The sequence below is a fragment of the Brevundimonas sp. LF-1 genome, from assembly GCF_037055305.1.
In the GTDB taxonomy this organism is placed as follows: domain Bacteria; phylum Pseudomonadota; class Alphaproteobacteria; order Caulobacterales; family Caulobacteraceae; genus Brevundimonas; species Brevundimonas sanguinis.
The window spans coordinates 2,507,397-2,519,693 of the sequence record NZ_CP146349.1; the positions used below are offsets into that span (position 1 = coordinate 2,507,397).

Annotated in this window: 8 protein-coding genes and 3 pseudogenes; all 11 read right to left on the minus strand. The window is 65.6% G+C overall.

Going from position 1 to position 12,297, the window contains the following annotated elements; translation table 11 throughout:
- Nucleotide 1 precedes the first annotated feature (1 nt).
- Nucleotides 2–760 (minus strand): polyprenyl diphosphate synthase, encoded by a 759-nt coding sequence (uppS, locus tag V8F63_RS13845; protein WP_392353709.1) that lies wholly within the window; start codon nt 758–760, stop codon nt 2–4.
- 34 nt (nt 761–794) lie between these two features.
- Nucleotides 795–1,352 (minus strand): ribosome recycling factor, encoded by a 558-nt coding sequence (frr, locus tag V8F63_RS13850; RefSeq protein WP_024352573.1) that lies wholly within the window; start codon nt 1,350–1,352, stop codon nt 795–797.
- 40 nt (nt 1,353–1,392) lie between these two features.
- Nucleotides 1,393–2,129 (minus strand): annotated as a pseudogene (gene pyrH / locus V8F63_RS13855) (UMP kinase).
- Nucleotides 2,130–2,274: 145 nt separating this feature from the next.
- Complete coding sequence (gene tsf / locus V8F63_RS13860; protein ID WP_024352571.1) at nt 2,275–3,213, minus strand: translation elongation factor Ts; 939 nt, start codon at nt 3,211–3,213, stop codon at nt 2,275–2,277.
- Between the two features lie 95 nt (nt 3,214–3,308).
- A complete protein-coding gene (rpsB, locus tag V8F63_RS13865) occupies nt 3,309–4,199 on the minus strand; it encodes a 30S ribosomal protein S2 (protein ID WP_392353711.1) in 891 nt (296 codons plus the stop codon).
- Between the two features lie 228 nt (nt 4,200–4,427).
- Nucleotides 4,428–4,792: pseudogene (locus V8F63_RS13870) on the minus strand (GFA family protein).
- Nucleotides 4,792–8,245, minus strand: a pseudogene (gene dnaE / locus V8F63_RS13875) (DNA polymerase III subunit alpha). Before dnaE ends, V8F63_RS13870 begins: the two co-directional pseudogenes overlap by 1 nt.
- A 310-nt stretch (nt 8,246–8,555) precedes the next feature.
- Nucleotides 8,556–9,299, minus strand: coding sequence for an ABC transporter ATP-binding protein (locus V8F63_RS13880; protein WP_392353712.1), 744 nt, complete (start codon nt 9,297–9,299; stop codon nt 8,556–8,558).
- On the minus strand, nt 9,292–10,605 hold the full coding sequence (locus V8F63_RS13885) for a lipoprotein-releasing ABC transporter permease subunit (RefSeq protein WP_392353714.1): 1,314 nt from the start codon (nt 10,603–10,605) through the stop codon (nt 9,292–9,294). Before V8F63_RS13885 ends, V8F63_RS13880 begins: the two co-directional genes overlap by 8 nt.
- Entirely contained in the window at nt 10,602–11,918 is a 1,317-nt protein-coding gene (gene proS, locus V8F63_RS13890) for a proline--tRNA ligase (protein WP_392353716.1), read from the minus strand. Before proS ends, V8F63_RS13885 begins: the two co-directional genes overlap by 4 nt.
- Nucleotides 11,919–11,978: 60 nt before the next feature.
- Nucleotides 11,979–12,245 (minus strand): DUF1467 family protein, encoded by a 267-nt coding sequence (locus V8F63_RS13895; protein WP_025977376.1) that lies wholly within the window; start codon nt 12,243–12,245, stop codon nt 11,979–11,981.
- Between the last annotated feature and the right edge of the window lie 52 nt (nt 12,246–12,297).

A 12,297-nucleotide genomic window follows, 5' to 3' on the forward strand; every position in this document is an offset into this window, starting at 1 on the left:
ATCAGACCGCCGCCTCGCCATAAGCCGTATCCATGACCTCGCGCCCGCCATAACGACGCTGGCGACAGGCGAACTGGGCGATGGCCTCGGCCAGGGCCTCAGCGCCGTAGTCCGGCCACAGGATGTCCTGGAAAACCATCTCGGCGTACGCCGCCTCCCACAACAGGAAGTTGGACAGACGCTGCTCGCCCGAGGTCCGCACGATCAGATCGACCGGCGGCGCGCCCGCCGTCGACAGTCCAGCGCCCAGCGCCTCTTCGTCGACGACGATGTCCTCGCCCGCGCGGGCGCGCTCGACCAGCCGCTGGGCCGCATCGGCCAGATCCGCGCGGCCGCCATAGTTGAAGGCCACCTGCAGCAGGAATTTGTCGTTGTGGGCCGTCTGCGCCTCGGCCCGCGCGACGATGCCGGCGATGTCCTCCGGCAGGCCCTTGCGGCGCCCCAGCACCTTGACCCGCACGCCCGCAGCCTCCAGCCGCTTCAGATCACTGCCGACGAAGGCGCGCACCAGCCCCATGAGGTCGGACACCTCGTCGGCCGGACGGCTCCAGTTCTCGGTCGAGAAGCCGAACACCGTCAGGCACTGCACGCCCAGTTCAGGCGCGGCCTTGATGGTCCGGCGCAGGGCCTGGACCCCCTCGCGGTGGCCCACGGCGCGCGGAAGACCCCGTCGCTGCGCCCAGCGGCCGTTGCCGTCCATGATCAGGGCGACGTGACGAGGCCCCTTTACAGGCGCCGTGGCGACGGGCTCGGCCGACATATGAGACCTTCCTTGGACAGACCTGACGCGGGCGTCAGACCTGCATGATCTCGACTTCCTTGGCCTTCAAGGTCTCGTCGATGCGCTTGATGGCGGCGTCAGTGTCCTTCTGGACCTCAGCTTCCATCTTCTTCTGTTCATCCTGGCTGATATCGCCGGCCTTTTCAGCCTTCTTCAGCTCGTCGTTGGCGTCGCGGCGCACGTTGCGCACAGCGATCTTCTTGTCCTCGGCATATTTGGCGGCCAGCTTGGCGAGGTCCTTACGGCGCTCTTCGGTCAGCGGCGGGATCGGAATACGCAGGTTCTGGCCGTCGACGATCGGGTTCAGGCCCAGGCCCGCGGAGCGGATCGCCTTCTCGACCGAGACCACCATGCCCTTGTCCCAGACGCTGACCGAGATCATGCGCGGTTCCGGCACGCTGATGGCGGCGACGGCGGTCAGCGGCGAGGTCGCGCCATAGGCTTCGACGACGACCGGTTCCAGCAGGCCCGCGTTGGCGCGGCCCGTGCGCAGGCCCGCATAGTCATCCTTCAGCGAGGAGACCGACTTTTCCATCCGGTCACGAAAGGTTTTGAGATCGGGTTTGGCCATGACGAATGTCCTTGGTCCTGTCGTTGAATAGCGAAGCCGCTCAGGCGGGCTTGTTGGTGATGACGGTATAGGTCCCCTGCCCCGTCAAGGTCTTGTGCAGCGAACCTTCCTCGCGATCGAGAAGACCACGATCGGAATGCCGCTGTCGCGCATCAGGGCGATGGCCGAGGCGTCCATGACCCGCAGGTCCTTGGCCAGGACATCCTGATAGGTCAGCGTTTCATAGCGGGTGGCCGTCGGGTCCTTCTTCGGATCGGCCGTGTAGACGCCATCGACGCTGGTGCCCTTTAGCAGGGCGTCGCAGCCCATCTCGGCCGCCCGCAGCGCGGCGCCAGAGTCCGTGGTGAAGAAGGGCGCGCCCACGCCGGCGGCGAAGATCACCACCCGGCCCTTCTCGAGGTGACGGAGAGCGCGGCGACGGATGTAGGGCTCGGCGATGGCGGCCATCGGAATGGCGCTCTGGACTCGGGTGTCTACGCCGATCTTCTCCAGCGCGCCCTGCATGGCCAGGGCGTTCATGATGGTGGCCAGCATACCCATGTAGTCGGCGTTGGCGCGGTCCATGCCCTCAGCCGCCTTGGACAGGCCACGGAAGATATTGCCCCCGCCGATGACCAGGCAGATTTCGACGCCCTGACGCGCCACGGCGGCGACGGCGGCGGCGACCACATCCACCGTCTTCATGTCGATGCCATAGGGCTGATCGCCCATCAGGACCTCGCCCGAGACCTTCAGCAGGACGCGCTTGTAACGAAACTCAGAGGGGGCGTCGGGCATGATCAGGGGTCCGTGGATACAGGGGTTAGCATCCGCGCGAAGTGAATCGGCGGCTCATCATAGACGAAGGGCGCGTCAGCCTTCAAAGCCGAACGCGCCCAAACGCATAATTCTCCCTCCCCTTCGCGGGGAGGGAGAGGTCTTCTTAGTTGCCGCCGGTCATCGAGGCGACTTCCGACGCGAAGTCCGGAGCGTCGGATTTCTCGACGCCTTCGCCCAGAGCCATGCGGACGAAACCGGCCAGCTTCAGCTCAGAGCCCAGCTCCTTGCCGGTGTTGGCGACCAGTTGTTCGATGGTCACGTCCGGGTCCATGACGAACGGCTGCTTGGTCAGCACCACGTCCTTCTGGAACTTGGCGATCTGGCCCGACACGATCTTCTCGATCATGTTTTCCGGGCGGCCTTCTTCCTTGGCCTTCTCGATCAGGACAGTGCGCTCCTTCTCGATCGCAGCCGGGTCCAGGTCCGAGGTGTCCAGCGCCAGCGGAGCCGTGGCGGCCACGTGCATGGCGATCTTGCGGCCCACTTCGCGCAGGGCTTCCTTGTCGCCGGCGCCTTCCAGGGCGACCAGCACGCCGATACGGCCGACGCCCGGCGAAACGGCGTTGTGCACGTAGGTCGCGATCGCGCCTTCGCCAACCGACAGGCGAGCCGCGCGACGCAGCTGCATGTTCTCGCCGATGGTGGCGATCAGGTTGGTGACTTCAGCCTCGACGGTCTTGCCGTTTTCCAGGGTCGCGCCGTGGATGGCTTCGACGCCGTCGTGGTGCAGGCCCAGTTGAGCGAATTCCTTGGCGGCCGACTGGAACAGGTCGTTACGGGCCACGAAGTCGGTTTCGGCGTTGAACTCGATGGCCGAGGCGACTTCGCCCTTGCCGTCTTCGCGCACGGCGACGGCCACCAGGCCTTCGGCGGCGACGCGGTCGGCCTTCTTGGCGGCCTTGGACAGGCCCTTGGCGCGCAGCCAGTCGATGGCTGCTTCGATGTCGCCGTTGTTCTCAACCAGCGCCTTCTTGCAGTCCATCATGCCGACGCCCGAACGCTCGCGAAGCTCCTTCACGAGGGCGGCAGTGATCTCGGCCATGTCTTTCTCCTGAAAAAAATGGGCGGCCGGACTGGATAGCCCGGCCGCATGTCAAGTTGACGTCACTCCGGCGCTCTAGGCCCCGGACGTCGATCTCAGCCCTCGACCTTCTCAGCCTCGACGACCTCGGCAGCCTCGACCGCAGGGGTCTCGACGGCAGCGGCCTCGGCGGCGACCATCTCTTCAGCCACGCCTTCCGTGCCGGCCGGAGCCGGGTCGGCGGCCACGGGGGCCGAGGCTTCGCGCAGCATCGGCTCAACCGGAGCTTCCGAAGCGCCCAGGTCGATGCCTTGGGCGACGGCGCCGGCGGCCAGGCCGTCCAGAACGGCGTCGGCGATCAGGTCGCAGTAGGTCTGGATGGCGCGGGCGGCGTCATCGTTGCCCGGCACGGGATAGGTGATGCCGTCCGGGTCCGAGTTGGTGTCCAGGATGGCGATGATCGGGATGTTCAGCTTGCGGGCTTCCTGGATCGCGATCGATTCCTTGTTGGTGTCGATCACGAACATGATGTCCGGCACCGAACCCATGTCCTTGATGCCGCCCAGCGACAGTTCCAGACGGTCCTTCTCGCGCTGCAGGGTCAGCAGTTCCTTCTTGTTACGGCCTTCGCCGGTTTGAAGGATGGTTTCCAGTTCGCGCAGGCGCTGGATCGAGTTCGAGACGGTGCGCCAGTTGGTCAGGGTGCCGCCCAGCCAGCGGTTGTTCATGTAGTATTGGGCGCAGCGCGTGGCGGCCTGCGCGACCGGGTCGGCGGCCTGACGCTTGGTGCCGACGAACAGAACGCGACCGCCCTTGGCGGCCACGTCGCGCACGGCGACCAGAGCCTGGTGCAGCAGCGGCATCGTCTGCGACAGATCGATGATGTGGATGTTCGAGCGCGAGCCGAAGATGTAGCGGTCCATCTTCGGGTTCCAGCGGTGCGTCTGGTGACCGAAGTGAGCGCCGGCTTCCAGCAGGGTACGCATCGAGAATTCAGGCAGAGCCATGATCGTGTTTTCCTTTTTCCGATCAAACCTAGCGCGGGCGGTTAAAAGGATCTGCTGATCCCTCGGAACGGTGCAGGCCGGGATGTCTCCCCGAACCACGCCACGCCCACGTGCGAAGTGCGCCGCGCATATAGGCGAAAGGCCTGAAAAACACAAGCGGCCGAACAAGATGGCCGCATCAGCCGTCGCGGGCCCTACGTCACCCCGCGAGCCGACGCTTGGGCCGGATCAGAAGCGGCGGCCGTCCACGCGCTGCGCCGTCCAGTCCCACGGCTCGATATCGGTCAGGGTGCGGATATTGATCGCGGCCACCTCGGCTCCGTCCGGCCCCACGCCGTAGCCGAACGGCTGCACCCCGCAGGTCTTGCAGAAGCGATGATCGATCTTGTGCTGATTGAAGAAGTAGGATGTCGTTTCACCCTCTCCCTTCGTCAGGCGGAACGCCGAGCGCGGCGCGAACGCCAGAACGATCCCTTGCGGTAGCAATGGGAGCAGTTGCATTCGACCAGTCCATCCAGACCGACATCGACTTCATAGGCGACCGCGCCGCAGTGGCAGGACCCGGCATGGGTCTTCACGCTCGTCTCGCTCATCATGCATCCTCCAGCATCACCACCCCCGGCGCCGACTTCAACGCGCCGCGCAGCGCCGCGTCCAGCCGGTATCGTCCAGGCAGCTTAATCTCGACCTCGGTGCGGCCACCCAGCGTCGCCTGCAGCCAGACCTCGCCGCCCTTGCCCTGCGCCCGCGCCCGATCCAGCCGCGCCTTCAGCGCCTCGGCGTCAGCCGACTGCGCCGACAGGATGACGCGCAAACCGATCTGGGCGTCGTCCAGCAATACGTCCATGCGGCTGGCGTCGTCGCCGAAGAAACGCACCTCCCCGTCCGCCGCCTTGGCCCGCACCCTGACCAGAACCGACGTGCCGACCTCCAGAACCTCCCGGCAGCGCCGCAGTTGCTCCGGCGGGAACAGGCATTCAAACTCGCCGGTCGGGTCCGAGAAGGTGACGAAGGCGAACTTCTCGCCGGTGCGGGCGCTGGCCCGTTCCTGACGGCGACGCACCACGCCCGCCATCTGAAACGCTTCGTGCCCCGCCTCGGCCAGCCCCTGCGCTTCGGCCACGAAGGTCACGCGCTTGCGCTTCAAGGCCGGCGTCAGTTCTTCCAGCGGGTGGCCCGACAGATAGAAGCCGACGGCGTAGAGTTCCTGATCCAGCTTGTCCGGGCCGGCCCATTGTTCGACGCTCTTCAGCCGTGGACGCGCAGCCCCCGCCTGATCGGCGCCGAACAGGCTGACCTGGGCCGAGGCACGTTCAGCCGCCACGCTCTGGCAATAGGCGATCAGAACGTCAGCCTGTTCGAACAACTGACGGCGGTTCGGATGAATGCTGTCGAACGCGCCCGCCCGCGCCAGCCCTTCCAGCGCCCGCTTGTTGACGGCCTTGGGATCGACCCGCTCCAGGAAATCAAAAATATCGGCGAACGGCCCGCCCGTCTCGCGCACCTCGACCACGTGACGCATCGCCTCAAGCCCCACGTTGCGGATGGCGCCGAGCGCATACAGCACGCTGCCCTGCCCGTCCTTCCACGACACGTCGAAGTCGGCGGAGGAGCGGTTGATGTCGGGCGCCAGCACCGGAACCTCGAACCGTCGGCAGTCCTGATAGAAGACCGCCAGCTTGTCCGTGTTCGACAGGTCAAGGCTCATGGAGGCGGCGAAGAACTCGACCGGATGATTGGCCTTCAGCCAGCCCGTCTGGAACGAGATCAGCGCATAGGCCGCCGCGTGCGACTTGTTGAAGCCATAGCCCGCGAACTTGGCCACCAGGTCGAAGATGGAGCCAGACTGCGCCTCAGGCACCCCCTTTTCGGAGGCGCCCTTGACGAAGCGGAGGCGCTGGAAGTCCATCTCCTCCTTCTTCTTCTTGCCCATGGCGCGACGCAGCAGGTCGGCCTCGCCCAGGCTGTAGCCGGCCAGGATCTGGGCGATCTTCATCACCTGTTCCTGATAGATGATGACGCCGTAGGTCTCGGTCAGCACCTCCTTCAGGCTGGGGTGCAGATAGTCGACCTCGGCCCGGCCGAATTTCCGGTCGATATAGGTGTCGATCATCTCCATCGGCCCCGGCCGATAGAGGAGATCAGGGCGGTGATTTCCTCGATCGAACCGCAGCGCATCTTGCGCAGGGTGTCGCGCATGCCCTGGGATTCCAGCTGGAACACCCCGACGGTCTGGCCCGAGGCCATCAGTTCATAGGTCTTGGGATCGTCCAGCGGCAGCAGACCCCAGTCCTGAGCCGCGCCGCGCCGTTCCAGATATCCCTTGGCGCGGTCCAGCACCGTCAGGGTCTTCAGGCCCAGGAAGTCGAACTTCACCAGGCCCGCCGGCTCCACCCACTTCATGTTGAACTGGCTGGCCGGGATAGTGGAGCGCGGGTCCTGGTACAGAGGCACCAGCTCCGTCAGCGGCCGGTCGCCGATGACGATGCCGGCCGCGTGGGTCGAGGCGTTGCGGTACAGCCCCTCAAGTTCCAGCGCCGTCTCCAGCAGCGCCTTGACTGAAGCTTCGGCGTCGCGCGCCTCGCGCAGGCGCGGCTCCAGGTCGATGGCCTGGGCCAGGGTTACCGGGTTGGCGGGATTGGCCGGCACCATCTTGGCCAGACGGTCCACCTGGCCCAGCGGCATCTGCAGCACCCGACCCACGTCGCGCAGCACGGCCCGCGCCTGCAGGGTGCCGAAGGTGATGATCTGGGCCACCCGGTCCTTGCCGTAACGGTCCTGAACGTAGTCGATGACCTCTTCGCGCCGCTCCTGGCAGAAGTCGATGTCGAAGTCGGGCATCGACACGCGTTCGGGGTTCAGGAAGCGCTCGAACAGCAGGCCGAACCGCAAGGGATCCAGGTCGGTGATGGTCAGCGACCAAGCCACCAGGGAGCCCGCGCCCGAACCCCGCCCGGGCCCGACCGGGATGTCATGCAGCTTGGCCCATTTGATGAAGTCGGCAACGATCAGGAAGTAGCCGGGGAACCCCATCTGCTGGATGATCCCGACCTCCCACTCGAGACGGTCCCAATAGTCCTGCTCGGGCGCATAAGCCTTATTCTTCTCCAGCCGCGCCTTTAGCCCCTCGCGCGCCTGGTGGGCCAGTTCGTCAGCCTCGGAACGGCCCGCCCCGGTGTCGAAGCGCGGCAGGATCGGCTTGTGCATCTTAACCAGGAAGGCGCAACGACGGGCGATATGAATGGTGTTGTCGCAGGCCTCGGGCAAATCCGCGAACAACTCGCGCATCGCCTCCGCCGACTTGAACCAGTGCTCGCCGGTGACGCGGCGGCGATCCTCCTGGCCGGTGAAGGCGCCGTCGGAGATGCACAGCAAGGCGTCGTGCGACTTCGCCTGCGCCGCCTTGGCGTAATAGACGTCGTTGGTCGCAACCAACGGGACATCGTGGGCGTAAGCCCACTCGACCAGCCCACCCTCGGCCGCCGTCTCGCTGTCCAGGCCGTGGCGCTGAAGCTCGACATAGAAGCGATCGCCGAAGACCCGCTTCATCTCAGCCAGGGCGGCGGCGGCCTCCGCCGGCTTCTTCTGCACGAACAGAGGGTCGACGGGACCGTCAGGCCCGCCTGATAGCAGGATGAGCCCTTCGGACTTATCCACAACCTGCCCCCAGGGCACCCCGGCTCGGCCATTTCGCCTGCGTCGAGGTAGGCGGCGGATGACAAGGCGCACAGGTTGAGCCAGCCTTGCTCGTTCTGCGCGATTAAAACGATCGTCGGCGTCTTGGCCCAGCGCTGGGCCGACTGTCCGCCGATGTCGAGGACAGGCAGAGCGCAGGCGACGATCGGTTGGACGCCGGCTTCCTTTGTCGTCTGGCTGAACTCAAGCGCGCCGAACAGGTTGGCCCGGTCCGCCACCCCCACCGCCGGCATGCCCGCCTCTGCGGCCATCTTGCCGATCTTGCTCGCCTTGATCGCCCCTTCCAGAAGCGAATAGGCGCTGCGGACCCGCAGGTGGACAAAGCCCTGACTGTTCACCGCATCCGCCAATCGAAAACTCCGCATCGCAGCGCCGCTTAGACGACGCTTCTTCATCATGCAGGAGTCGCCCCTCAGCGGGGCGCGGTCATGTCACCAGGAAGGCCGCCTGCCAGACCATCCAGACGAAGCCGCCGCAGGACGCAAGCGACAGAAGATCCCTCACCCAACGCGCCATTGATTTTATCCCCAGATCAGATGTTGCCTTTTTGTTCTAAGTTGCTCATTTGTTCTCGTCAACCCTCAATCCGCGAGGAAGGCGACCTGGGTCATGCCGCCCCATCGGACGATGGCTTAAGCCTGCGAACAGGCTTGTCGACCGCTAATAGGCCTGACTTTCGGCGGCGCGCTGCACCAGATGGCCGTCCTTCAGCGCGAAGACGCGGTCCATATGACCGGCCAGTTCCATGTTGTGCGTGGCGATCAAAGCCGCGACGCCCGTGGTCTTCGCCAGTTCGCGCAGGACCTCGAACACCGCCTGACTGGTGGTTGGGTCCAGGTTCCCCGTCGGCTCGTCCGCCAACAGCAGACTCGGACTGTTGGCCAGGGCGCGGGCGATGGCCACGCGTTGTTGTTCGCCGCCCGACAGTTGCGCCGGCTGGTGCGTAATCCGCTGACCAAGGCCGAGCGCGGTCAGCTGCTCGGTCGCGCGGCGACGCGCCTCTCCTTCGCGCACGCCCGCAATGCGCATCGGCAGGGCGACGTTGTCCAGAGCGTCGAACTCCGGCAGCAAATGGTGGAACTGATAAACAAAACCGATGCGATGCAAGCGAAGGCGGGTGCGCGCCCGCTCGTCCAGCCCGCCGACATCCTCGCCGTCGATCAGCACCTGACCGCTGGTCGGCCGCTCCAGCAGGCCCGCCGCGTGCAGCAGGCTGGACTTGCCCGAGCCGGACGGTCCGATCAGGCCGACGACCTCGCCCGGCATGACCTCCAGATCGACGCCCTTGAGCACCGTCAGCCCGCCCTGCGCCGTCGGATAGGTGCGCGTGACCCCGCGCAGCGACAGGATGGCGCCGTTCGTCTCAGGGGCGACGACGGGCTTCTTCTTCAACAGCCTATTCAAAGCGCAGGGCCTCCACCGGATCGATGCGCGACGCATTCCACGACGGGGGCAAGCTGGCCAGGCAGCTCATGAGGAAGGAGAAGACGGTCACACCGACCACGTCCCAAAGATCGACCTTGGCCGGGACGGAATCGAGCATATAGACTTCGGCGTTGAATAGCTGGACGCCCAGCAGTCCCTCCAGGAAATGCTGGATCGCGCCGATGTTCCAGCAGAACAGCAGGCCCAGCACCAAGCCCGCAATCGTGCCGCCGATGCCGATGGCCGCGCCTGAGACGAAGAAGATGCGCAGAATGGACGACTGGCTCGCCCCCACGGTCCGCAGGATGGCGATATCGCGCGTCTTGTTCTTCACCAGCATGACGATACCGCTGATGATGTTCATGGCGGCGATGGCCACCACCATGCCCAGGATGATGCTCATGGCCGTGCGCTCGACCTGAAGCGCGCCCCAGATCGCGGCCTGACGGTTGCGCCAGTCGGTGACGACGTTGCCCGCCCCGGCCGCACGCTGCACCGGCGCCAGCAGGTTCTCGACCTTGTCCGGCTCGGCCACCTTCATCTCGATGATGTCCCAGACGCCATCCTTGCCGAAGAAGAGCTGAGCCTGCTCCAACGGCATGAAGATGAAGGCCCGATCGTAATCGGCCGCACCCGACGTATAGACGCCGCCGACGATATAGGTCTTCTCCAGCCCGCCCAGATTGCCGAAGGCGCTGTCGGCGCCGGTCGGCGAATATAGCGAGATAGGATCGCCTTCGCGCAGGCCCGCTTCTGCGGCCAGGGTCTTGCCGATCAGGACGTGATCGCCGCCGTATTCGCCCTTACCGAACTGCTCGCGCGCCTCGGGGCTCAGGCTTTCAAAGACGAACTTCATCGAGGCCAGATCCTGGGGCCTCACCCCACGCACCATGCCCCCGGTCGCCAGATTGCCCGCGCGGAACATGGCGGGGCTTTCGGTCAAAGGCGTCACCGATACGACGCCCGGCACGTCGGCGATCCGCTTCAACGCCGCTTCGCGGTCAGGCGCATAGAGCACCGACCCCTGTACATACATATGGCCGTTGAACGACAGGATGCGGTCCATCAGGGTGCCGCGAAAACCCGCCATGATGCTCATGACGCTGATCAGCACGGCCACGGCCAGCATGATGCCGATGAAGCTGATCATGGCGATCAGCGCCACCCCGCCCTGTTTGCGCTTGGCGCGCAGATAGCGGAGGGCGAGCCCGATCTCCCAGCTGGAGAACGAGCCGGACCCTTTCGATGCGGGCGGCGGAGCGGAAGCCGTCGCGGCGTCGGTCATTTCGTAAGCAGCTCCATGGCGGCGTCCAGCGACAGGCTCTGCTTCTCGCCGGTGGCGCGGCGCTTCAATCCCACCACGCCCTCGGCCAGTCCCTTGGGCCCGATGGTCAGCTGCCACGGCACGCCGATCAGGTCGGCGGTGGCGAACTTGCCGCCCGGACGCTCGTCCGTGTCGTCGTAGAGCACGTCCTTGCCCGCCGCTTCCAGCTTGGCCACGGCCTCTTCGCATGCGGCCGAGACGGCCTCGTCGCTGGCGCGCAGGTTGATCACCACCACGTCGAACGGGGCGACCGCGTCCGGCCAAATGATGCCGCCAGCGTCGTGGCTGGCTTCGATGATGGCGCCCAGCAGGCGCGAGACGCCGACGCCATAGCTGCCCATGTGGACCGGCGCGTCCTTGCCGTCCGGCCCCTGGACGTTGGCCTTCATCGCCGCCGAATATTTGGTGCCGAAGTAGAAGATGTGGCCGACTTCGATGCCGCGCGCCGACAGGCGGTCGCCCTCGGCGGTCTGGGCCTCGAACTGGGCCGCGTCGTGCATCTCCTCGGTCGCGGCGTAGAGGGCCGTGCGCTCGGTGAACACGCCTTCCAATTGCTCGACGCTGAGGTCGTGCCCCGGCGGCGCCATCTCGACCAGCTTGCGGTCGCAGAAGACTTCGCTCTCGCCCGTCTCGGCCAGGACGATGAACTCGTGGCTCAGGTCGCCGCCGATCGGGCCGGTGTCGGCGCGCATCGGGACCGCCTTCAGGCCCAGGCGGGCGAAGGTGTTCAGATAGGCGGCGAACATCCGCTTATAGGCGATGCGGGCGGACGCCTCGTCGATGTCGAAGGAATAGGCGTCCTTCATCAGGAACTCGCGGCCGCGCATGACGCCGAAGCGCGGACGGCGCTCGTCGCGGAACTTCCACTGGATGTGGAAGAGGTTCAGCGGCAGGGATTTGTACGACTTCACGAAGCCGCGGAAGATGTCGGTGACCATCTCCTCATTGGTCGGCCCGTACAGCAGCTCGCGCTCGTGGCGGTCGGTGATGCGCAGCATCTCCGGGCCATAGGCGTCGTAGCGGCCGCTCTCGCGCCACAGGTCGGCCAGTTGCAGCGTCGGCATCAGCAGCTCGACGGCGCCGGCCTTGACCTGTTCCTCGCGCACGATGTTTTCGATCTTGCGCAGCACCCGCAGGCCCAGCGGCAGCCAGGCGTAGATGCCGGCGGCCTCCTGCTTGATCATGCCCGCGCGCAGCATCAGCTGATGCGACACGATCTGGGCGTCGGAAGGGGCTTCTTTTAGGATCGGCAGGAAGTAGCGCGACAGGCGCATGGGAGGATTCTCGGCAAATTCAGTCAGGCCCGAGGTTTAACCGGGCAAGGGGGACGAAAGCTAGAGCGCGTTCGCGTGGGTGATGTCGGGGATTGGGGTCCAGCCGACCCAGACGAAGGCGACGATCACCAGCCAGACGATGATCGACACCCAGGTCGTGGTGATGAACTTCTTCTTCAGGTTCGGATTCTTCGGCGCGCCCCACTGGGTGCCGTCCGTCGGCGGATCCTTGACCTGATCAGACATCCCCAGCGGCAGGATGGCGAACAACACGATCCACCACACCGTCAGGAAAGTGGCGACCAGGGTGAAGGGGCCAAGGGGCATCGTCTCAAAAGTCCGTTCATCGCAATCATCGTCGCGGGGCGATAGGGAGGGG

Bases quoted from the DNA above. Each gene is read 5' to 3' on its own strand.
- frr (WP_024352573.1), bottom strand. From the start codon at position 1,352: ATGGCCAAACCCGATCTCAAAACCTTTCGTGACCGGATGGAAAAGTCG.
- tsf (WP_024352571.1), bottom strand. From the start codon at position 3,213: ATGGCCGAGATCACTGCCGCCCTCGTGAAGGAGCTTCGCGAGCGTTCG.
- V8F63_RS13885 (WP_392353714.1), bottom strand. From the start codon at position 10,605: ATGACCGACGCCGCGACGGCTTCCGCTCCGCCGCCCGCATCGAAAGGG.
- uppS (WP_392353709.1), bottom strand. From the start codon at position 760: ATGTCGGCCGAGCCCGTCGCCACGGCGCCTGTAAAGGGGCCTCGTCAC.
- rpsB (WP_392353711.1), bottom strand. From the start codon at position 4,199: ATGGCTCTGCCTGAATTCTCGATGCGTACCCTGCTGGAAGCCGGCGCT.
- proS (WP_392353716.1), bottom strand. From the start codon at position 11,918: ATGCGCCTGTCGCGCTACTTCCTGCCGATCCTAAAAGAAGCCCCTTCC.
- V8F63_RS13895 (WP_025977376.1), bottom strand. From the start codon at position 12,245: ATGCCCCTTGGCCCCTTCACCCTGGTCGCCACTTTCCTGACGGTGTGG.